Source organism: Amycolatopsis mongoliensis (genome assembly GCF_030285665.1).
GTDB lineage: Bacteria > Actinomycetota > Actinomycetes > Mycobacteriales > Pseudonocardiaceae > Amycolatopsis > Amycolatopsis mongoliensis.
Genome location: NZ_CP127295.1, coordinates 6,059,121 through 6,080,219, shown reverse-complemented (window position 1 = coordinate 6,080,219; position 21,099 = coordinate 6,059,121). Strand labels below are relative to the sequence as shown.

17 protein-coding genes and 2 pseudogenes are annotated in these 21,099 nt (G+C 71.0%); 3 read left to right on the top strand and 16 right to left on the bottom strand.

Annotated elements, in window-relative coordinates; translation table 11 throughout:
- Positions 1–51: 51 nt before the first annotated feature.
- From QRX60_RS29545 to QRX60_RS29525, 5 genes are all read right to left on the bottom strand, one after another.
- The gene (locus QRX60_RS29545) at positions 52–408 is read right to left on the bottom strand and encodes a WXG100 family type VII secretion target (RefSeq protein ID WP_285994695.1); all 357 of its coding nucleotides are present in this window, start codon (positions 406–408) and stop codon (positions 52–54) included.
- Complete coding sequence (locus tag QRX60_RS29540; RefSeq protein ID WP_285994694.1) at positions 408–827, bottom strand: YbaB/EbfC family nucleoid-associated protein; 420 nt, start codon at positions 825–827, stop codon at positions 408–410. The genes QRX60_RS29545 and QRX60_RS29540 overlap by 1 nt, the downstream gene beginning before the upstream one ends.
- Before the next feature lie 132 nt (positions 828–959).
- Entirely contained in the window at positions 960–2,228 is a 1,269-nt protein-coding gene (gene mycP / locus QRX60_RS29535) for a type VII secretion-associated serine protease mycosin (protein ID WP_285994693.1), read from the bottom strand.
- 26 nt (positions 2,229–2,254) lie between these two features.
- A complete protein-coding gene (locus QRX60_RS29530; protein ID WP_285994692.1) occupies positions 2,255–4,753 on the bottom strand; it encodes a hypothetical protein in 2,499 nt (832 codons plus the stop codon).
- A gap of 70 nt (positions 4,754–4,823) precedes the next feature.
- Positions 4,824–7,217: a right-handed parallel beta-helix repeat-containing protein gene (locus QRX60_RS29525; RefSeq protein ID WP_285994691.1), complete on the bottom strand. Its 2,394-nt coding sequence runs from the start codon at positions 7,215–7,217 to the stop codon at positions 4,824–4,826.
- A gap of 214 nt (positions 7,218–7,431) precedes the next feature.
- Between QRX60_RS29525 and QRX60_RS29520 the strand changes: the two genes are divergently transcribed.
- Positions 7,432–10,152 (top strand): ATP-binding protein, encoded by a 2,721-nt coding sequence (locus QRX60_RS29520; RefSeq protein ID WP_285994690.1) that lies wholly within the window; start codon positions 7,432–7,434, stop codon positions 10,150–10,152.
- 8 nt (positions 10,153–10,160) lie between these two features.
- Here QRX60_RS29520 and QRX60_RS29515 read toward each other — a convergent pair whose 3' ends face one another.
- Positions 10,161–10,709: a type VII secretion system-associated protein gene (locus QRX60_RS29515; RefSeq protein ID WP_285994689.1), complete on the bottom strand. Its 549-nt coding sequence runs from the start codon at positions 10,707–10,709 to the stop codon at positions 10,161–10,163.
- Positions 10,710–10,711: 2 nt separating this feature from the next.
- A complete protein-coding gene (locus QRX60_RS29510; protein ID WP_285994688.1) occupies positions 10,712–12,934 on the bottom strand; it encodes a hypothetical protein in 2,223 nt (740 codons plus the stop codon).
- A gap of 274 nt (positions 12,935–13,208) precedes the next feature.
- On the opposite strand from QRX60_RS29510, the gene QRX60_RS29505 reads away from it, so the two are divergent.
- On the top strand, positions 13,209–13,346 hold the full coding sequence (locus tag QRX60_RS29505) for a hypothetical protein (RefSeq protein ID WP_285994687.1): 138 nt from the start codon (positions 13,209–13,211) through the stop codon (positions 13,344–13,346).
- 18 nt (positions 13,347–13,364) lie between these two features.
- Here QRX60_RS29505 and QRX60_RS51630 read toward each other — a convergent pair.
- From QRX60_RS51630 to QRX60_RS29495, 3 genes and pseudogenes are all read right to left on the bottom strand, one after another.
- A pseudogene (locus QRX60_RS51630) lies at positions 13,365–13,655 on the bottom strand (SsgA family sporulation/cell division regulator); the annotation flags it as partial.
- A 67-nt stretch (positions 13,656–13,722) separates the two neighbouring features.
- Complete coding sequence (locus QRX60_RS29500) at positions 13,723–14,379, bottom strand: hypothetical protein (RefSeq protein WP_285994686.1); 657 nt, start codon at positions 14,377–14,379, stop codon at positions 13,723–13,725.
- A gap of 63 nt (positions 14,380–14,442) precedes the next feature.
- A complete protein-coding gene (locus tag QRX60_RS29495) occupies positions 14,443–17,055 on the bottom strand; it encodes a helix-turn-helix transcriptional regulator (protein ID WP_285994685.1) in 2,613 nt (870 codons plus the stop codon).
- 226 nt (positions 17,056–17,281) lie between these two features.
- Between QRX60_RS29495 and QRX60_RS29490 the strand changes: the two genes are divergently transcribed.
- The gene (locus QRX60_RS29490; protein WP_285994684.1) at positions 17,282–17,419 is read left to right on the top strand and encodes a hypothetical protein; all 138 of its coding nucleotides are present in this window, start codon (positions 17,282–17,284) and stop codon (positions 17,417–17,419) included.
- On the opposite strand, the gene QRX60_RS29485 is transcribed toward QRX60_RS29490, so the two are convergent.
- From QRX60_RS29485 to QRX60_RS29460, 6 genes and pseudogenes are all read right to left on the bottom strand, one after another.
- Entirely contained in the window at positions 17,412–18,032 is a 621-nt protein-coding gene (locus tag QRX60_RS29485; protein WP_285994683.1) for a helix-turn-helix transcriptional regulator, read from the bottom strand. The genes QRX60_RS29490 and QRX60_RS29485 overlap by 8 nt on opposite strands.
- A gap of 78 nt (positions 18,033–18,110) precedes the next feature.
- Positions 18,111–18,746 (bottom strand): helix-turn-helix transcriptional regulator, encoded by a 636-nt coding sequence (locus QRX60_RS29480; RefSeq protein ID WP_285994682.1) that lies wholly within the window; start codon positions 18,744–18,746, stop codon positions 18,111–18,113.
- Positions 18,747–19,098: 352 nt separating this feature from the next.
- Positions 19,099–19,554: pseudogene (locus QRX60_RS29475) on the bottom strand (peroxiredoxin); the annotation flags it as partial.
- A gap of 31 nt (positions 19,555–19,585) precedes the next feature.
- Positions 19,586–19,969: a thioredoxin family protein gene (locus QRX60_RS29470; RefSeq protein ID WP_285994681.1), complete on the bottom strand. Its 384-nt coding sequence runs from the start codon at positions 19,967–19,969 to the stop codon at positions 19,586–19,588.
- A gap of 58 nt (positions 19,970–20,027) precedes the next feature.
- A complete protein-coding gene (locus QRX60_RS29465; RefSeq protein ID WP_285994680.1) occupies positions 20,028–20,639 on the bottom strand; it encodes a GTP-binding protein in 612 nt (203 codons plus the stop codon).
- 25 nt (positions 20,640–20,664) lie between these two features.
- A complete protein-coding gene (locus QRX60_RS29460; RefSeq protein WP_285994679.1) occupies positions 20,665–21,084 on the bottom strand; it encodes a roadblock/LC7 domain-containing protein in 420 nt (139 codons plus the stop codon).
- Positions 21,085–21,099: the final 15 nt, after the last annotated feature.

The following is a 21,099-nucleotide window of genomic DNA, read 5'->3' as shown; positions in this document are numbered from 1 at the left end:
CCACCTCCCTCCGGAAAAATGTCACCTCACGACCGAACCCCGAGCACCGCGCTAATTGCCCTGTCCGTCGCCCTCCTGCTGCTGCATCGAATCGGCCAGCTGCTGGTCGAACAGTTTCGCGTTGTCTTCGTCCAACCCCTGGAACTGGGCGATCGCGGATTTGATCCCCTCGGTCGCGTCGCTCACGCTCGTGGGTACCTCCTTCAGCGCGTCCCGGGTCCCGTTCCCGTTGTCCACATAGCCCTCCGCGAACTTCTTCCCCGCCTTGTCCTCTCCCCAGCACCCGTCATACCGATCCAGCGCGATATTCAGCTGCGTCAGCGCCGCGCTCAAGTCGCCACCCTTCGCGCCCAATTTGTTGAGCATTTCCCGCATTCCCGCGGGGTCCAGCCGGAACTCGCCGGTCATCACGACCGCCCCCCGTCCCGGCGCTCCAGGCCGACGCTGCCCAGCATCGGCCCGATCAGGGATTCCAGCACCTGCTGCGGATCGACCTTGCCCGACGCCACCTCGCCGTAGTCGATGCCCGACGCACTGCCGGCGCCCATCACTTCCGACATCTTCGCCATGCACTCCGCCTTGCCCCGCTGCAAGGTCTCCACCACGACATTGGCCAGCTGTGCCGGTGCGAGCAGCCGGTACTTCGACTCGTTGAAGACCAGGTCGACCACTTCGCCCCGCCCGTCGAACGTCATCGACAGCGATTGGTCCTTCGCCCGGACCGTGGTCCGGCCCTCGCGCCACAATTCGCTCAGCTTGCCGATTTTCGCTCGCTCGCGCTCCAAAGTCGCGAGCGCCTCTTCGACGCCGGCGTCCCCGTCGAACACACCCTCCGGAAACATCACTGGCCACTCCTTCCGAATCCTTCGCCAGGCTCTCAAAGCTCGGCGTCCACCCCCAAGCGAATCGCGCCCGAGACAGTGTTTCGTCGAGGCATCCTGCCCCCGCGCACCTGGTTCCTAGCCGACCTCGCTCCGGCGGGTGACTTCGGCCACCCGGGCCGGCGTCCAGCGACGCGTGCGAGCGCCGCGAAAGAGCTTGTACAACAGCAATCCCAGCAAGGCGAGGACCGGCACGGAAAGCGCCGCACTCAGCGCGACGAGGGATCCGTTACCCGGCGCCGGTTTTCCAGGTGGAAGCGGCGCGGGTTCGGCGGTGACGACGGGCAGCGTCACACCGGACTCCGCCGGTAGCACGGTCGTCACTGCCGCCATCGCGTTCACGGTGCCCCAGCCGAATCCCGGATCCGGGAGTGTCGCCGCCGGGTGGTCGGCGGTCAGCTCGAGCCGGCGCTTGACCTGCTCGGCGGTCAACTCGGGGTGGTAGGCACGCACCAACGCGGCAACACCTGCCACGAACGGCGCCGCGTAGCTGGTGCCGCTGCCCAGCCAGTGCCCGGCGCCCCGCGGACCCACGCTCGTCACGCCCACGCCGGGAGCGACCAGGGACAGGAACTTGCCGGTCTGGGAGAAGTCCGCCTTCTTGCCGGTGCTGTCGACGGCACCGACGGCGATCACCGAGGGGTACGACGCCGGGTACGTGACCGGGTCGCCCTGCTGGGCGCTGTTCGCCGCGGACGCCACAACGAGGACGTCCCGGCCGGCGGCGTACCGGACGGCGTCGGCGAGATCCTGGTCGGGCGCATCAGTGCTGGCCGAGATATTGATCACGCGCGCACCGCCGTCGACCGCGGCCCGGATGCCGTTCGCCATCTCCACCGCAGTCAGTGCCGGCGGGGCACCGTCCTGGGTGACGGTGGCGCACCGGATCGGCAGGATCTTCGCCTCGGGCGCGATCCCGGAGAACCCGGTGCCCGGCCGCGGGCCCGCGGCGATGATCCCGGCGACGAACGTGCCGTGCCCGAAGCAGTCGTCGTCCGCGGGCTTCCCGCCCGGGCTGGCGACGTCCAGCCCGCGCTGCACCCGGCCGCCCGACAGCTGGGGGGTCTTGGCATCGACGCCGGTGTCGACCACGCCGACCGTCACCCCTGCTCCCTTGGTCAGCGGCCAGACGCGCTCGGGCGTGAGCTGCTGCTGCGCCCACGGGACACCGGTCTCCGTGCTGGTTGGCGGCTGCAGGCAGCCCTTCTGCTCGGTCGGCAACGGGGCCGGGGCCTGCTGGGCCGTCGCCACCCCCGCGAGCAGGGTGGTCCAGACCATTCCCGCGACCAGCAGACAGGCCGGTACCGCCGAGCGTCGTCGGTACCCCCGGCCAGGTTTCTCGCTCATCGCCCGATGTCCTTCCGACCGGCTGCTCACGAAGCCAGCGTGATGGTGTGGTTCGCCGAGGCCCGGGAAGCCGTTTCCTCGCGCCACTCGAGCAGGGAGGTAGTCATCCGGGCCAGCACCTCGGGCTCGTCGACGACCCGCAGGGTGCAGCGGCGCCTGCGATCCAGCGCTTGGTCGAGCTTGGCCAGCGCGGCGAGGTCGTGTTCGTCGAGCTCCCCGGTGGCCGACACTTGCTCACCCGGGTCGAGTTCACGGAACAGCGCCGCCGTTCTCGGCGTGGCGGTGCTGCCGTCCGCCGGGTCTTCGGCCGGATCGGTGGTCCGGACGGCCAGCGCCTTGAAGCGCGCGCCGGCGAAGAAGACCACCTCGCTCACCGCTTGGCCGATCCGCAGCTCCGAGGTCCGCCTGGCCGAAGCGGGCCAGATGAGGACGTCGAGGTCCGCGTCCGGCACAGTCACGTCGAGGTCCGTGCTCCCGACCAGGAAGCCCGGCTCGGTCAGGACAGCACCCGGTTGTACCGCGCTTTCCGGCGGCTGCCCGGTTCTGCTCTGCCGGAGCACCGCCCGCCGGTGGATGGGCAGCCGCCGCAGTCCCGAGACGAGACAGGGGACCTGCCCGTCGAGCTCGCCGCCGGTCCCGCTTCGCACGGCGGCATCCAGCTCGGCGGAGTTGCCCGCGCCGCGTCCCAGGTAGAGGCATACTGCCACGAAGTCCGCTTTGGCGCCGGCTTCCGCCTGGCGCATCGACGGCCAGGTCGCGAGCGCCGCGTTCACCGTGGCGAGCGCTTCGCTGTAGGCCTCGCCGGCCGCCGTGGTGAACCGGGCTTGCTCCGCGGCAGTGCTCGGCCGGTCCGTGACCACGAGCTCCCTGCCCGTGGAAATCGTGCGCTCGGCCACCGGTGAGGCATCGGCCTCGGGCGGCTCGGCGAGGGCGGGCACCTCCGGAATGGGCTCGGCACCGGGCGTGCGCGCGAGTTCGGTGCCGACCGGATCGGCAGCGGTTTCCGGGGTCGGCTCCGCCGGTCGCGCGGGTTTCGGTGGGCGTTCGCCCGCCACGCCCGCCGCGCTCGCCGGGGTGCCGGCACCGCGTTCGGCCGGTTCGTCCTGCGGAACGGACGGAATGGCGTCCGCCTGCGGCAGCGCCGGGGCGGGCCCCGGAACACCCGGCGCACCCGACACCGTCGGGACCGGAGGCCCGGAGACCAGGAGCGAAGGGGGCATCACCGGGCCACGGGCGATCTCCGCTGCCGGAGGCCGCTCTTCGCCCGCGGCCGGCGACCGCGGGCGTTCGTGGCCGGGTGTCGTCGGGGACTCGGGCCGGCGCACCGGCGCGGGCACCCCGGCCACCGGCGGCGCCGGCGGTTCGCCGAGCAGCTCGCGCGCCCGGTCGTCCAGCACCCCGGCCAGCCGCAGGCAAGCCGCGTCCCGGACCACGGGGTGGAGTTCCCCGAGGAGCGCCTCCGCCGCGGTGAGCAGTTCGGGCCCGACCGGCTCGCCCGCAGTTCCGAGGTGCACCGTCCAGCCGCCGGGGTCGAACGGCGCCCGGGCCACGGCGGGATCGGCCGCCCCGGTCCGCAGGGCCAGACCGGACGGCACGACATCGGCCACGACGTTCCGGAACCGGTAGCCGGTGCGGTCACGACGCTCCCAGCCCCGCGGCGGCGAAACCGCCTCGAGCACCTCCTGGGAGCCGTCCACGCGCTGCCGGATCAACGAGGCGAACGGCGGGAAGCAGGCTTTGCCGCTTCCCGCGGCAGGCACGGCCGCCACGACGACGTCCCGCGCGAGCACCCTCGCGAACTCGTACAGCCAGGAGTGCGTGCGGGCCCGCGAGGGCAGCACGACGAGCTGCGTCGGAACGCGCGGCAACCGGGCGACCGCCGCGGCGACCACGGCGGGCTCCGGCACCCGGCCGTCGGCGCCCACGACGATCCTCGCCACGCCCGGGTCGACCGGCACTGCGAAGGCGGCATCGCCGGGCGCCGCCGGCCGGTCGTCGACGCCCCGCACCAGCACGCCCGCCGGCACCGGCTCGATCGCCGCACCGCCCACGGCCACCGGCCCAGCGGGCATCGATGCCTCCCAGTGCGGCACCGGGTGCCGGCGCCCCGCCGGCGCGGACGCCGAGCCGGGACGGAAGTGCAGCCAGCCGTGGGCGGCGTAGAGCGCGGCCCCGGGATGCCCGGCGAAATCTCCGTCCGGGGCGAAGATCTCCACGCCGAGCGCGTCGGCCAGGGCCTGCGAGACCAGCGAGTCGGCTCCCAGACCCGGCAGGCCGATCCGCACGGAACTGATGTCACCGTCCGCCACGAGAGTCCGATGCAGCAACGAAGGCAGGAGCGTGACGAGCGAAGACTCTCCCGCCGCACCGGCGGACACCAGCACGAAAGCGTGCCCCGGCGCGGGCGCCGGCCAGCCGATCGCACTCCCAGGCGACTCAGCCTCGTCGTGCCGGCGAATCAGCAGGTGCGGGCCTCGTCGTTCGGCGACGAGGCCACCGGCCTGCTGGTGAACGGAGCTGTTCATCTTGCCTCCTGCCCCGGCAGTGCGTCCTCCTGGCGGAGGCGAACACCCGCGCACGGGCAACGTCGTCGTCTCAGGCACCGGTATCGAGGTCGTCGGCTGTCAGGAGCGTCAGATCGGCCGGGCTCGCCGACGGCGCCTCGGCGAGACGCGAAGCCTGCCGGTCGGTCATCCGCTCGAACACCCGCCGCGCGGTCCGGCCGTTGCCGAACGTGCCGTCCTTCGGGATCGCCTCGAAGTACTCCCGCAACGCTTCGGCCGCGTCGCCTTCGAGGTGGTAGTCGTGTTTCCCGCACTGCGACCGGACGATCGTGACGAGTTCGTCCGCGGTGTAGTTGGCGAATTCGATCGTCCGGCTGAACCGGGACTCCATGCCGGGGTTCGCCGAGAGGAACTCCTGCATCTCGGTGCTGTAGCCGGCGGCGATGACCACGACGTCCTCCCGATGGTCCTCCATCAGCTTGACCAGGGTGTCGATCGCCTCCCGGCCGAAGTCCGGTCCGCTGCCGCCTTGGCCGGAACTCAGCGTGTAGGCCTCGTCGATGAACAAGACGCCGCCGAGCGCGGTGGTGAACGCCTCCGTCGTCTTGATCGCGGTACCGCCGATGATCTGCGCGACCAGATCGGCTCGGGCCACCTCGACGAGGTGACCTTCGCGCAGTACCCCGAGCTGCGCGAGAACCTGGCCGTAGAGGCGCGCGACCGTGGTCTTGCCGGTGCCGGGCGCACCGGCGAACACCAGGTGACGAGCCATCGGCGGCGCCGACAGCCCGGCGTCCCGCCGTCGCTTGGCCATCTTGTTGAGGTTGATCAGCGAAGTCACTTCGCGCTTCACCCCGGCCAGTCCCACCAGTTTCTGCAGTTCCTCGAGCGGGTCATCGGCGGGCTTGGGGCGCTCGGCCGCCGCCGGCACGGGTTCCGCGGCCCCCGCGGACGCGGACGTCCCGTAGGCGTCCGGTTTGAAGTTCCCGCTGGTGATCAGGCCGAGCACCTCGATCGCCGTGCCCGGCCGGACCTGGCGCACGCCGCTGCCGTGGTTGTCCCGCACGGTGCAGGACGTCACCCGCACGGCTTCCTCCGTGTCGAGGACGATCCCGTCCGACTTACCGCTCGAGAACTCGGACTCGGTCGCGGTTCCCGACGCGCCTTCGACGAATCGGCAGCCCGCGCCCGCGCTGCTGTGCACGCGGCAGCGCAGGATCGACAGGGTGGCTCCGGGACCCGCGTGGACGCCGTCCCCGCCGGCGCCGTCGATCGCACTGTCGACCAGCGACAACGTGGCTTCGGAGACTTCCACCGCGGCGCCCGCGGTGTTCCGCACGCTGAAGCCGCTCGCCGACAGCCGCGAACCGCCCGTGACCCGCAGCCCCACGGCGCCGCCGTCGATTTCGACGTTCTCCATCGTGCCGCGGCCGCCGTCCTCGACCTCGATGCCCGCCCCGTCCGAGCCGAGCACTCGCAGCCTGCGGAAGAACGGATCGGCGGCGTCGGACACCCGCAGCCCGGCAGCGGTGCACCCGGAGACCAGGAGCTGATCGAACTCCGGCGCGGAACGTTCGGTCACGTTCACCCCGATCCCGGTCACCTCCGAAATCTCGCAGTCGGTGACGATGCCGCCCGAGCGCGCGGAAAAGTGCACGCCATGCAAACCGGCTCCGCGTACCCGGCATCCGCGCAAAACCGGTTTGCAGCCTTCGGCGACGAACACGCCCTCGGCTCCCACGCGCTCCGCGAGACAGTCTTCGAGCGCGACCTCGCCGCCGCTGGCGAGGTAGAACCCGATTCCCTCCACATCGGACGCCGTCAGCCGTTTCGCGGCGATCATCGCCTGCTGTTCCACCGCCACGGCGGGCTTGGCCGTGCCGGAGATCGTGGTGTCCTCGACGGTCAGGCGGCCACGGCCGTTCAGGCAGATGCCGTTGCCGGCCGCTTTGCCGACCGTGCAGGCGCGCATCAGCAGCGTGCCGTCGTCGGCGACGACGACCGCGGACGTCCCCATCTCGTCGAACCGGCAGGACTCGAGGACACCTCCGTGGGGTGAGGTGACCACGACACCCGCCCCCGTGTCGTTGCGCACCGCACAACCGCGCATCAGGATGGTGCCTTCCCCCGAGGCGAAGACCGTGGACCAGCCGGCGCCCTGCAAGGAGCATTCCGTGAGGCTGAGCTGTCCCTGCGCCACGAAGACCGCCGGGTTGTCGGCGTCCGTGGACACTGCCGAGATGCCGGACAGCGCGGCGGACGCGGCGGTCAGGGTCACCGCGACCCCGGTCTTGGCGAGGATCGTCACCGTCCCGGCGCCGTCTTCCGCGGTGATGGTCACCGGCTTGGAAACCGTCAGGTTCTCGGTGTAGCGCCCTGGTGCCACGACGATCAGGGCGCCCTCAGGTGCTCCGGCCACCGCGTCACCGATGCGCCGGTACCCGCGTCCCGGCGTCGGGGTGACCATGATGACGTTCTGGCTCACGCTGCGGCTCTCCTTTGTCGGTCACGCTCACCTGCGGTCGGTCCGAGCACCAGACGACCACTTGGGACTCAAGGAAATCTCTATCCACGCGATAGACGCACCACCGGCCCTGGAGCCCGCAAGCGGGAGCGGAATGGAGAACTTCGGGCAGGATCTCGGACGAACGTCCCCTCCCCGTCCCGTTTCCGCACCGGAGCGCGTCGATGATGGCGAAATGGCGGACATCCTCGGCGCCGTCCAGGCGGCGGACACACCATTGGTCTTGCTCACCGGGCTCCCCGGCACCGGGCGCACGACCGTGCTCGCCCAGCTCTGCGAGCGTTACGAAGCCGAAGGCAGGCACGTTTCGGCGTTGCGGTTCACTCCGGCCGGGGACGTCGTTCCCACCCGGTTCACCCTCGTGCCGGAGGGCAGGCGTGACGGCGCGGCCGCCGGGCTGCGGGGGCCGGTCCGCGGCGAACCCGCGTGGGCGACGATCGGCCCGGTCGCCGGCGCCGCCGACGAGCCGGCGGTGGCGGTGCGGGCGGCTCACGCCGCGGCCGCGGCCCTGCGGCGCGCCGGCGACGGCACGGTCCTGTTGCTCGACGACCTGCACTGGATCGACCGGGATTCCCTCGCGGTGCTGGAAGCGCTGATCCGGATGTCCGACGGTCGGCGGCTGACGTGTGTCGGCACGCTGCGGGTCCCGGCCAACGGGGTCGCCGCCCGGTACGGTCCCGAGGTGCTCGCCCGGCTCCGCAAGGAGAACCTGGTGCACACGCTGCGCCTGCGGCCGCTGACCAAGCAGCAGCTGGCGGGCCGGCTGAGGGCGACGCTCCAGGCCGCTCCCGAACCCGCGCTCGTCGACCACCTGCACGCGCTGAGCCGCGGCGTGCCGGTCGCGGTGGGCGAAGCGACGGAGGCCCTGCGCCGGCGCGGCGCCATCCGGGTTTTGGACCGGTCCGCGTACCTCGCTCCCGGAACAGCCGCAGCGGAGCCGCCCCCACCCGGCGAGTGCGTCAAGGCGGTCCGGGATCTGGGTCCGGCGGCGTGGGAAGCGGCGAAAGCGATGGCGTTGCTGTTTCCGCTCGGTGCGGCCGCGGCCGGTCCGGCCGCCGAGGTGCTCGGCATCACCGGGCAAGAGGTACTGGAGCGCTGGGAAGCCTTGCGCGCGGCAGGCGTGCTCCACCGCGGGCGCGGCGGTGCGACGTGGCGCTTCACCGTCCCCTTCCTCGCCACCGCGCTGGCCGAGTCCTGCGGGCCCTACGAGCGCCGGACGCTGGCGGCGGCCGCCGTCGGTGCCCTGTGGTCGAACGCCGCGGTGTGCCCCGACCCGGACCACCGGACGAACCTCGTGGCCGACGCCGGCCGGCTGGTCGATCCGACGCGGGCAGCGAACGAGCTGCTCGGCCGCGCCACCGAAGCCAGGGAGACCGACCCCGAATCAGCTGTCCGGTGGCTCGACGCCGCGGCCGGACTCGGCCGCGACCGGGCGCAAGTGCTCCTGATGCTCGCCGCCGCCCATCACCACCGCGGGGACTACGAGCGAAGCCTGCACACCGCACGGCTGGTCTTGAGCGAGTTCGGGGACCGGTTGGGCCCGGATGCCGTCCTCGAGGCCCAGTCGCTGCTCGTCCGCGGCCTCGCCGGCCTCGGTGACACTGCTTCGTTGCGCGACATCGCGGACGGGAAGCGGCGGCTGCCCGGCGATCCCGGCTCCCCGACGGTGCTGCGCGCTCTCGCCTGCGGGCTGCTCGACCGCTGGGCGGAAGCCGAGCGGTGGGCGGACGCCGGCGACCCGGCGGTCCACGACGGACAGTCGCAGGCCGTGCTCGCGCGTCTCGTCAAGGCGCTCGGCGTCCTGTGGCAGGGCCGGCCCGAGTTCTTCGAGCACAGCCTCCTCGACCGGGCACAGTGGCCGCTGCGCGAGGTCCCGCGCCACCACGTCGAGCAGGTCAACACGCATCTGACCGGCTTGCTTGTGAACGGGGAACTCGGCCGCGCCGAGGAGCTGCTGGAAGAAGAAGGCCTGTCGTGGGACAGCGCCGGACCCGCCAACCGGACGATGGCCGCGGTCCTGCGCGGCGACTTCTGGTTCGCGACCGGACTGGCCTGCCGGAGCGTGGCGTGCCGAGCGGCTCCCGGCTTCGCTCCCGCGACGACCGGGATGTTCCACGCGACGGTCTCCGCGCTGGTTGCCCAGGGACGCCTCACGACCGCGCGGGAAGTGGTGACCGCGGCCCGGGAGACCACCCCGGCGCTCGCTCACCTGCTGGACTTCACCGAGGCATGGGTCGACCGCGCCCTGGGCGACGACCGGCGGGCGGCCGACCGGCTCGGCGCCGCCCTGGACGCGGCCGGCGAACGCGGCTTGGTGGTCGGCTGCGATGTCGCCTACGCGGAACTGACGGATCTGGCTCTCGCTCTGGACGACCGGGAGACGGCGGAAAACTGTCTGGCGGCCGCCGAGCGATTGGCCGGGACCTTGGCAACGGGCCGCGCCGCACTGCTCGCGCAGTTGATCCGCGCGGTGGTCGCGCGGGACCCGGCCGCGGCTGCCGCGTGCCTGCGGTCGGCTCGGGAACGCGACCAGCCGTTCGAGCTTTCGCGCACCATCGTGCGCCTGGTGCGGCACGGGATGGCGGAGCCTGTCCTGCTCGGCCAGGCCTACGAGCTGATGGGCCGGATCGGCGCCCTCCTCCACCGAGCGCATGCCAGGACCCTGATGCGAGAACACGGCGTTGTCGTCCCCGGCCGCCGGAACACAGTGGAAGAGAACGAGCGGCTGCTGGCGACGCTGGCGGCCGAAGGCCTGAGCAACAAGCAGATCGCCGCGGCGCTGAACACGAGCGAAAAGAGCGTCGAAGGGCGGCTGAGCCGGCTGTTCACCCGGAGCGGGTACCGCTCCCGCATCGAACTGTCCGCGGCGATCGTGAACGGCGAGCTGAGTCTCTGAAGTGCCGTTCAGGCTTCGCCGGCGTCGTTCGCCACCGCGCGGATCGTCTCCGCCAGCACCCGCATCGACGCCGGCGAGCCGGGGTTCAGCAGCACGTCCACGCCCTGCGGGGGCAACGCCTCGGCCAATTCCTCGACGGTGACGTTCAGCCAGTGGACCTCCTCGCCGACACCGGCGCGGTGGCCGTAGGCGGTGGTCACCTGAACCGACGGCACGCCGTCCGGCGCGGGCCGGACCACCGCGGTCCCGTCCTTCTCCGTGGCGATCCCGAGGACGGTGTCACGCAGCACAATGGACAATTGGTCCGCGATGTCCTTGCCGTCGGCGAGCGCGCGCAACACCGCGTCCACGGGATCGAGCGGGGAGTCCGGCGCACTGGGCCGGTAGGCCGGGTTGGGGTGGAACCGGCTCGGCTTGCCCGCTTCGTCGGCGAGCCACGCGCCCAGGATGGCATGCGCCGGAACGTCCGGCTGATCGTCGCCCGGGACGAACGCCGGATCGAGCAGGAGCAGCAACCGGTTTCCGGCGGCTTCGCCGGCCTCGGGCACTCCGATCACCGTCACTCCTCACCGGTCAGGGCGTCGACGACGCCGGGCAGCCGGCCGAGCCTGCCCGCCTGAGCGGCTGGCACCGGGTCGACGGCCCTGGTCCCCCGGTCGGCGAACGTCTGCAGGGCAGCCCGGACGAGGTCGTCACGGTCGGCGGCCTCCCCGTTCTCGCCGGCTTCGGCAGCCGTCAGCTCGCGGAGCAGGATCCGGCCCCGCCGCACGTCGTCGGGCTCCCTGGCCTCGAGAACCTTGAAGGCGGTTCCGGGCGGGAAGACCACCCGGTCGGCGACGCCGCCCTCCGCCGGCTCGATGGAGGTCGTCAGCCGCCCGGTGAGCGACCAGACGATCAGGTCGGTCGAACCGCTTTCGACCGGACCGAGCACCGTACGCGCGTGGAAGAAGCCCCACTCACGCAGCACCGTCCCGGTCTCGAGCAGTTCCCACAAGCCCGGACCGGGTGCGAGCACCGTTGCCGTGGCTTTGCGGTGCGGAGGCAGCTTCTGCAGACCGCCGGCCACGCACCGGCCGAAGTCGACATGGGGACCCGCGGTCCCGGTGCGCAGGCCGGCGTCGACGTCCGGATCCTCCCCGGCCAGATAGAGGCCGGCGGCCACGGCCGCCGTGAGACCGCTCTCGGGCACCGGCCGGTGCGGGGAGAACCGGCGCATGACAGCACCGACCCGGTCCGACAGGGCGTCGAAGGCCGTCTCCCGCCCGGTGCGGACCATGGCCGGTTCGGCGGTGAACCCGGCGGGTGCGGGCCAGACCCGCAGCTGCGGGTCCGGCGCCTGTTGCCGCCCCGGCCGCTCGTCCGCCGCCTCGGCTCGCGCGGCTCTCGGGGCCGCTCCGCTCCCCCGACGGCGTGGCTTCACGGCCGGATGGCGGATCTTCGTGGTGACGCGCACCGCGTCGTCTTCCAGGGTGATGTCCTCCTGGGGCTCCAAGCGCGCGGAGAGGCCGGACCTCGCCTGGTCCGCCGCGGGCGCGGCCACCGACACCGGTGCCCGCTGCAAGAGCCGGGACAGCCGGGGAAGCGGCGTCAGGGGCATCGTGAGGTCGGCCCCGGAGCCGAAGGGCGTCCGCGGCGGTTCGGCCGGTGCGGTGACCGGCACCGGCTTGGCCACGGCGCGAACCTTGTCGTCGAGCTGATCGAGCACCCCTGCCATGAGCCGGTCGTCCGCCGGATCGTGGAACACGAGAAGTGCCGTCGGCTCGGGCGGGGTGGTCCTGATCGCGGTCGCGTGAGCGGGTACGTCTGCAGCTCGTAGCCACAGACCGGCCTGCACTACCTCGACAACCGCTCCCGAGGCGTGCCGGTAGACCCCGGGTTCACTCTCCGTCAGGCCCCCACCGGGCGGCTGGGAGCGCCGGACCCGTGGTGCGGGAGGTTCGGCTCCGGCTGCCGGGTCCCGCCGAGGGCGGAAGGCGAGCTGCTCGGCGAACATGCGGACGCCGTGCGATCCGTCCTGGCGCAGCGCGAACACCATCGGCGCGTCCGGTCTTCCGGCCGGGAACCCGCCGTGGCACACGACTTCTTCGCCGAGGGCATCCGCCAATGCTTGCCCGGGCGAGACCTTGCCCGCGTTCAGGAACTCGCCGAAGCAGAAGAACCGGACCTTCGCCCGGGTACCGGGTGGGAGAGAAACCCACCACCGCGCGACATCCGCCAGCGACAGGGGTGGCACGCCGTGGGCTCCGAGCACGACCGTCAGCTCTCGGGGCGAGACGCTGAGCCAGCGCGTCAGCTTCGCGCGGCCGGCTTCCAGCCAGGAGTCGGAACCGTCGGAGCGGATCCAGAGCCCGGCCGGCAACGGTTCGGCGGTCGCAGACCGCCCCACTCGATGCGGGCTCGAGTTGGCCGGCTCCTCCCACTCCGGGACCGGGAAGCGCCGCCCACGCCAGTTCGGTGCCTGGCCAGGCACACACACGGCCCATCCCTTGCTCCCGGCGGGGGGCAGGAAGACCAGGCCGCTCGAGCCGGCCGGCATCACGCCATCTGGGTAGCACACGGGACGACTGATCCGATCGGCGAGCCACTGCGCGGCCGGGAGCGTGATTTCACCGGCCGACTCGGCGGGGAACAGCCGGAGCGCTCGCTCGTCTTCCGCGACGGCGGCCGCGACGGCTTCCCAGCCTCGCAGCGACGAGCCGGCGGCCGGGAAGTCCACGACGACGAGGACGCAGTCCGGCTCACCCTGCAACGACGACGCCAACTGGCCGGCTTGCGCCGTCATCCCGTCGGGTCCGTGGACGACCAGTGCCTCGCCGACCCTTCGGCAGGACTCACTCGCTTTGCGCCTGCCGAGGCGCGGCATCTTGAGGAGCGACATCGATTTCGCCTTCCGATATCGGCGGAGGACCAACGGGGATCCGGATCGACCTCCGGCGGAGCACTGCCCGTCCGGAGTTCCACTGTGACGCGCCGGTGTGGCGGCCGGACCGCGGAACGCCCGCGCACGGGGTTTCCGGCGGAGATCCCTCACGAACGACGCCGGTCAAGGTTTTCCGGTGAGCACCTGTGCGATCGACGAGTCGATCTCCAGCCACGCCGGCTCGTGCCCGAAGGGCACCAGACCGGCGCTGCAGTCGAGGAACTCGCTCAGCTGCCGCCCGGCCGGCGCTGAAGTCCGCGTGCCCGGCGGGTGATTCCAGGTGGAGCAGGACGAGATCGGGTTCGAGCGCCGACGGACGGACGCGGACGTCGGCTTCACCCGCGGGAGCGGTCGCGCCGTCGCGAAGCAGCTCCCGGGAGAAAGTCCAATCGATCCACTCGGTACCGCCGTGGCAGAAGGAAAGGGTGACGGCGAAGGGATCGGTCGTGTCGTAACGAAGGTCGACGTCCACCGGAACCGCCCGCCATTCGGAGGAAAGCAGGGTGAAGACCGTGGTGTGCTGGTGAACGGCGTGAGCGCGTCGAGGCCCGCCACCCGCCCGCTCTCGCGAGAACTCATTCATGCCGCCGGTCTCCGGACTGGGGCTTCATTCCACCTCGACTCGCCGGCCCGGAGCGCAGAAGCGGAGTTCACGGGAAAACCGCGATCAGCAGCGGGATCTCGCGCAGATCCTCGATCGTGCAGTGCAGCCCGGCGAGTGCGCAGACGGCCCGCATGCAGATCTGGGGGTCGGGTTCGCCGGGGTCGAGTTCGCCGTCATCGAAGGTGCCGGCGGATTCGAAGGCCGCGCGCAGCTCGGCGGGCAGGCCGGGAAGGTCTGCTTCGAGATCGAGGTCGTCGACGGTGATCCAGGCAACTGTCTCGCCGTCGGCGGCGTAGGTCAGGCCGGCATCGGCGTTGATGGTGTACCGGCCCGTCGCCGCGATCCGCCCGCCGACGGACAACAGCGGCCCACGATCGGCCGTGATCGCGGAGTCGTCGTAGACGAACGTCCAGGATCCGATCCGGCCGGCCGTGAGCGTCGCGGCACCACCCGCGTCGGCACCGAGGGAAGCGGCCGGCAGGGAAGTCAGCTCATCCGGCCGGGCGGCGGGCAGCGCCCCCGGCCGGATCCCCGCCGCCTTCGCGCCCAGCCGTTCGAGCGCGGTCGCCGGTTCGAGGTCCCGGACGACGTGCACGGCGTGGTGCGGGCCGGAACAGGCCAGCGCACTGATCCAGCTGGGTTCGCCGTCCTCGTCGAGGACATCCGGCGGGAAACCGGGCGTCGGCATGACAACCTCTCTCATGATTCCTTCTCGTCCACGCGAACTTCGCGCAGCCGCAACCGCTGCATCGCCGTCAGACCCGGGCTACGCGCCGATCGCGTCGTGGTGGCGGCCCAGGCCCGACGTCGCCAAGCCATATCTGGTCCGGCAGCCCGCCTTCACGAAGAGCCGGGAGAGGTGCTTCTCGACCGTCTTCTCGCTCATCCGGATCACCCGGGCGATCTGCCGATTGGTCTGTCCTGTCCGGATGAGCTCGAGGATTTCGTGTTCGGTGGCGGACAGCACGTCGGACTCCGGCCGCCCGACCGCCACCCGGACGCCGGAGTTCACGACTTCCCGGGCGTTCCCGGCCGGCCGGGCGGCACAACCGGGACGGGTGTGCTCGGCCGCCTCCCGCAACCAACCCCGCGGCGACTCGGACAACCGGGCGGCCGACTCGCCGAGCAGGACGAGCTCGTGGCCGCCGCGCCTGCGGACCAGCCGTTCGGCCGTGTGGATCTGCGTCTCGTCGCCGCCGGCCAGGCCGCGCACCAGGGCGAGCACCCCGAACGAACGCGGGGAATTCCGGACCTCGTGGTAGGTCTCGGCCACGTCGACGACGGTGCGGCGCCCGCCGGTGTCCTCGATGCGGCCGGCGAGCCAGGCCAGCCGGCACAGCAGCCGCGAAGCACCGATTTCGTCGCGCGAGAACGGGTGGGCGAGGAAAGCGCGCCGGCCGGCTTCGAACGCCTCTTCGTCTTCTCTCGCGTGGTGGTGCAAGCCGGCTTCCACCCAGGCCCTCAGGAGCGGGAAGTACCCGGCTTCCGGCACCGTTGCCAGCCAGCCGGCCGCCCGCTGCCCGTCGCCCTGCCAGCCACACATTTCCGCCGCGAGCAAGCGGGCGTGCTCGCGGACGAGCCCGTCCACGGTGTCCAGGGCCTCCAGCTCCGCCACCGCGGCGAGTGCTTCGGCCCAGCGTCCCTCGGCGTACCCGGTACGGGCCCGGTGGTACGCCGACAGCGGCCCGGACGCAGGTACCCGGTAGTCCCCGCCCAGTACCACCCCGAGCACCGGAGCGAGGTCCCGCACGGCACAGGCGTCGGCGAGCAGGGTGCCGGACCGCCGTCCGCGCCAGGTACGCGGGCCCGGCTCGGGCGCGACGAAGCCGTCTTGCTGCCACACCGGGACGAAGCAGGCACTGACGTCGGCCGGCTCGACCCGGTCGCCGGCGAACCAGCGATCAGCCAGGTCCAGCAGCACGCGGGCCGCGTCGCCTCGGCCCAGTTCTTCGCGGACATCGCCCGGCACCGGGCGGCCGAGGTGGACGGCCGCCAGAACGGCTCCGGCGGCGAGTTCCGTCATGGTCGCGCCCTCCACGTCGTCCGACGCTTCGGCCACGAAGGCGGCCATGGCCGGGTAGTCGGCGACGCGGACCAGGTGGCGGACCATCTCGGTCTGCCGGGCGGCGCGGTCGGCCCCCGGCCCGGCGTGCCACCACGCGGCGTACAGGTGGCGAGCCCGCGCGGGCGAATCGGCGGCGAGCACGCACTCGGCGTCCCGGAGCACGCGGGCGAACTCCGCCCGGCGAGGCAGTTCCCGTCCGGCCGAGGCAACGTGTCTGGCCAAGGTGTCCCCATGAGACCCGCGCGCGTCGCCGTCTTCCAGGAGGCGCTCGGCGATCCCGCGGTGCAGCCTCGCCCGTGCCTGATCCCCGGCCTCCTGGGCCACCGCGGCGCCGATCCCGGGTACTCGGCACCGGAGCGTCCCGGCCGGCCCGCACTCGAGGACGCCGTCCCGGACCAGCGCGTCGACCGCTCGGCCGGCGGCCTCAGCACGGTGCCCACCACCGGCCACGAACGGAACGTCGTCGACGGACAAGCCGTCCGGCCCTGAGGCGAGGAGCACGACCTGCTTGCCGACGTCCCCGAACCTGGCGAGTTCCGCCAGCGCGGGGTGCCCGGCCGGCAGGGCGACGGGCAGCTCCGGATCACGCAGGCGGGCGAGACCGTCCGCCGTCTCGAGCCTGCCGCGGTCGCGCAGGTCGATCACCGTCGCGATCACCGCACCCGGGTTGCCCCACCACGGGCCAAGGGATTCCCGGACGGATTGCTCGGCAGCCGGCGTGACCGGCACCTTCGCCACCCGCCGGAGGAGGTCCGCGGTCTTGTCCGGGGGCAGGGGGCCGAGCTCGATCGTCCGCGGGAACGCGCCGCCGAGTGAGTCCACTGTGTCCGCCGGCGGCAGGCGGCACGAGGCGATCACAGCGTGCCCGGCCCGGTGCATCGGCGCCGCTGCCAGCACCGGCTCGGGGAGCCGGTCGAGATCGTCGAGCAGGACCGTCACCGGAGCGGTCGTGCTCAGCCGGGTGAACAGCGTGCTCATCGTGTGCAGCAAGCAGAACCTCGCCCACGGGTCGGCGTAGCCTTCCTCGGTGCACGTTCGGCTCACGTCGTCGAGGGAATCCGGCAGCCGGGGGTCGGCGTCGAAGAGTTCGTACTGCTCGCGCACCGCCCTGAGCACGGCCCGGAAGCCGAACAGATCCCACGCCGGCCCGTCCGCGGGAAACGGCACATCGAGAACCGGTGCCGCCCGGCCGGCCAGGACACGGCGCGCCTCGCGCAGCAGAGCAGTCTTCCCGCTGCCGGGAAGGCCGCGGACCAGAGTCGAGCCGACGGCCTCCTCCTCGACGAGGGCGTCGAGTTCCGTTCGCCGCCCCACGAGCCCACCACGCTGACGCGCCATCACCCGTCCTTCCAATCTCGACCTGCCGGGCCTCACCCGGGCCGACCGCTCCTCCCGCGGTTCTCACCGAGATCACCAGAGACGACTCAACGAATCCTCTATCCGCCCGCCGGCGCACTCCAGGAGGGCATTTTCACTGGACAGGGATACCGATATCCGGTGTTTTCACTTTGCCGGCGTCGGCAATCGATACAATGGACGGGTGATCCCCGAGCCGGATGAAGACGAAAAGCGTCCACGCGGAGAGCTATTCCGCGTGGAGGCAACACCGATCTACGACGAGTTGGTCGCCACCGTCGCCGGGTCCGAGCAGGAAAATCCGGGCGCGAACGTCAGATGACGCCGGCCTGCATGGCGTACGCCACCGCGTGCGGACGATTGCGCAGGTTGAGCCTGCTGGTCATCTCGTAGATCACGTTCTTGACCGTGCGCTCGGAATAGCACAGCTCGCCCGCTATCTCACTGGTGTCCAGCCCCTCCGCCATGAGCCTGAGCACGTCGACCTCGCGCGCGGTCAGCCCCGCGGCACCCAGCCCGCGAGGAGTGAGCACGTCGTGCTGCAGCCGCCGGATGCCGTCGAGCAGCCGGCCCAGTAGGTCCGGCGGCAGGAGGCCGCGGCCCGAAGCGGCGGCGACCACGGCTTCGACCAGGCCGTCGCCCGAGGTCCGGCTCCGTGGGAGCACCACGACGACCCCGCACTCGACCGCGCTGAGCACGTCGCTGTCCCTGAGGTCGTCGATCAGCAGCACCTTGGGCACCGCCGCGCAGTGCTCGGCCCTGAGGTCGGCGGCGACCTGCGGTGTCAACCGGTCCGCCTGCACCACCTGCACGTCCCGCTCGGTCACCGTGCCGGGGTCGACGACCTCGAGCCGCCGGCTGGTCCGCAGAAAGCTGGCCAGCCCGACCTCGGTGATCGAATCGGCGGCCTGGACACCCACTCGCACCGGTTCCATCTCGGTCCTCCACCATCGGCGACGGCCCGGGCGAGCCGTCGGTCGGAACAAACCCGGCTTCTTGCCGAAGCCGTCTTTTCAGATCACGCCGGCGCGCATCGCATAGGCGACCGCGTGGGACCGTGAATTGAGCCGCAGCCGGGCCATGAGACCGTAGAGGACGTTCTTGACCGTGCCCTCGGAGTAAGTGAGCCGGTTCGCGATTTCGTCGGTCTGGTAGCCCTCCGCGATCAGCTGCAGCACGTCTCGCTCGCGCGTCTCGATTCCGGAAAGGGTCAAACCCGCCGGCGCCAGCACCTGCGAACGCAACTGGCTTATCTGGTCCAGGAGGATGCCCTGCAATCGATACGGCAGGAGCGCGGCACCCCGGCCGACCGCTCCGACCGCGGAGGCCAGGGTTCCATCTTTGAGTTCGTTGCGGGCCAGCAATGCCGCCACCCCGCATTCGACAGCCAGCAGGAGGTCCTCGGACTTGAACCGGTCCGCCACGAGCACGGCGCGAGGGCTGTCTGCCGAACCGCCGTCCTGCAACCGCCTGAGCAGGGCGAACGTACTCGTTCCGACAACTCCGTCCACGACGACGACGAGAACGTCCGGGCGGCAGCCCGGGTCGTCCGGTACGACGCGGAACTGCTCACGCCCGCTCAGCATTGCCTTGACCCCGGCCTCGCTGATCTCGTCGGCCGCGTGCACCAGCACCTTCACGACATCCACGCCACCGCTCCCTCCGCACTGTCTCGAACCCGGTACCGAGCGTGGCGCGTGCTGCTTCATAAACCCTCTATTGCCGATCCCGGCCTCGCCCGGCCACCTCGCCTGCCACAGTTCGCGCAGCTCAGGAACACGGGAGCACCGACCGAGCCACACCGTCCGCACTGTCGTGAATCGATCGGTACAATTCAACCGTCGGCAAAGGCGCCACCCGGCGGCAGCCGCCGTACAGCGTCTCCCCGGAGCGCGGCCGCGCCACGGCGGCTCGCCCTCAGGCGTCGTCGCGGACGGTGATCCAGTTGCCGGGCGCCGAGGGAATCGCGATATCCGAGAGATCCCGGCCGTGCGGCCCCAAGATGCTCGCCACCTGGTTCTTCCACTCACTCTGGTCGCGAGCCACGTCCTCTTCCTGGACCTTGGCGAAGCGGATGATTCCCTCGGTGTCGATCAGGAACGTACCCCGACGGGCGACGCCGGCCGCGTCGTCGAACGACCCGTAGGTCGTCGCCACCTCACCGTGCGGCCAGAAATCGGACAGCAGCGGGAACGGATAGCCCTGCACGTCTGCCCACGCCTTGAGGCAGAACGGGGAGTCCACCGATACCCCGATCACCTGGACATCGTAATTGTGGTAGATCTCGACTTCATCGCGCAACTGGCACAGCTCACCCCGGCAAATCGGCGTGAAAGCGCGCGGATAGTACACAAGCAGGACGTTCTTGTCTCCCACGAAGGAGGACAAGGTGATTGGCTCAAGCTGATTACTGTCGAGCGTGAAATCCGGAGCTCGAGAACCGATCTTGACACTCACCAGCGTTTCCTTTCCGTATACACCCTAGAGCTCACTTCGCCGCACGGGCGGCCACCGACTTGCGGACGGCATCAATGTCGATCTCGCGCGCCTGCCGGATCACATCGTTGAGCGCGTTCTCACTAAGGGAGCCCTCGTGCGTGAAAATCAAGGCACCACCGCGCATCACTGCAATGGTCGGGATCGACTTCACGTTGAACGCCGCACCCAGCTCCGGCTGAGAGTCGGTGTCGAGCGATGCGAAGACGACGTCGTCGTCGTGACTTTCCGCCGTCGCGCGGAAGACAGCCTTGAACGCCTTGCACGGACTGCACCAGTCCGCCGAAAGATGGATCACGATCACATCTTCGGACTTCGTGATCTCATTGAACTTGGCCACGTCAAGAGCGACGATACCGGACACCTCGTCAGCCATCACCCATCAACCATCCTGTTTCTCGGCAACCCAGGGACTTTCTTCGCCACCCCGACTTCTAGGTCATCGAGGGTTCGGCGACCTGTTCGACCCGCCTCATGACGTGCTCGATGAGGCCCAGCACGGTCTCCTTGACTTCTTCCCGCTCCCGCGCGTCACAACGGAAGACCGGGACCGACGGATCGAGCGCCATGGCCCGGCGGACGTGTTCGAGCGGGTGGTGGAGGATCCCGTCGAACGTGTTCACTCCGATGACGTAAGGAATGTTGCGGTTTTCGAAGAAGTCGACCGACGAGAAGGAGTCGGCGAGCCGCCGGGTGTCAGCCAGGACAACGGCACCGATCGAGCCGCGCACCAAGCTGTCCCACATGAACCAGAAGCGCTCCTGTCCCGGGGTTCCGAAAATGTACAGCAGCAGTTCGTCGTCGAGGGCGACCCGGCCGAAGTCCATCGCCACCGTGGTCGACCCTTTGTACGGGAGGCGTTCGGTGTCGTCCAGCTTCCCGCTCGCGACGGTCATCATCGCTTCGGTGGTCAGCGGCTTGATATCGGAAATCGAACCGACGAACGTCGACTTTCCCACACCAAACCCTCCGGCCACGACGATCTTCGAAGTAATCACGGACTTCTCCGAAGAGTCAGCGGCCGCACCGACCCTGTGGTTTATCATCTGAGTTCCTTTCCGATGCAGGAAACTAGTTCGCCGGGGTGCCGGAGGCGGCTGCGGTTTCCTCTTCCTTCGCCCGGAGCTCCGGGGTCAGCATGTGCCCGAACCGGTCGACGAGCAACGCCATTTCGTACGCGATCTGGCCGATGTCGTACCCCGGGTCGGCGAGGATCGACAGGCACGAACCGTCGCTGATCGACATCAGCAGCATCGTTCCCGCGTCCATCTCGACGATGGTCTCGTTGACGTTGCCGGCGTCGAAGCAGCGAGCCGCCCCTTCGGTCAGGCTCACCAGCCCGCACGCGACCGCCGCCAGCTGGTCGGCCGGATCCTGCGGCAGCGTGCTCGACGCCGCGATGAGCAGACCGTCGGAGGACACGGCGACACCGTGTGCGACCCCGGGCACGCGGTCCACGAAATCGTTGATGAGCCACGCGTACTCGTTCATGGAATCGTCTTTTTC

Coding starts and splice junctions, on each gene's coding strand:
- QRX60_RS29545 (WP_285994695.1), bottom strand. CDS start 408: ATGACCGGCGAGTTCCGGCTGGACCCCGCGGGAATGCGGGAAATGCTC.
- mycP (WP_285994693.1), bottom strand. CDS start 2,228: ATGAGCGAGAAACCTGGCCGGGGGTACCGACGACGCTCGGCGGTACCG.
- QRX60_RS29530 (WP_285994692.1), bottom strand. CDS start 4,753: ATGAACAGCTCCGTTCACCAGCAGGCCGGTGGCCTCGTCGCCGAACGA.
- QRX60_RS29520 (WP_285994690.1), top strand. CDS start 7,432: ATGGCGGACATCCTCGGCGCCGTCCAGGCGGCGGACACACCATTGGTC.
- QRX60_RS29510 (WP_285994688.1), bottom strand. CDS start 12,934: ATGACGGCGCAAGCCGGCCAGTTGGCGTCGTCGTTGCAGGGTGAGCCG.
- QRX60_RS29500 (WP_285994686.1), bottom strand. CDS start 14,379: ATGAGAGAGGTTGTCATGCCGACGCCCGGTTTCCCGCCGGATGTCCTC.
- QRX60_RS29485 (WP_285994683.1), bottom strand. CDS start 18,032: ATGGAACCGGTGCGAGTGGGTGTCCAGGCCGCCGATTCGATCACCGAG.
- QRX60_RS29470 (WP_285994681.1), bottom strand. CDS start 19,969: ATGGCTGACGAGGTGTCCGGTATCGTCGCTCTTGACGTGGCCAAGTTC.
- QRX60_RS29465 (WP_285994680.1), bottom strand. CDS start 20,639: ATGATAAACCACAGGGTCGGTGCGGCCGCTGACTCTTCGGAGAAGTCC.
- QRX60_RS29460 (WP_285994679.1), bottom strand. CDS start 21,084: ATGAACGAGTACGCGTGGCTCATCAACGATTTCGTGGACCGCGTGCCC.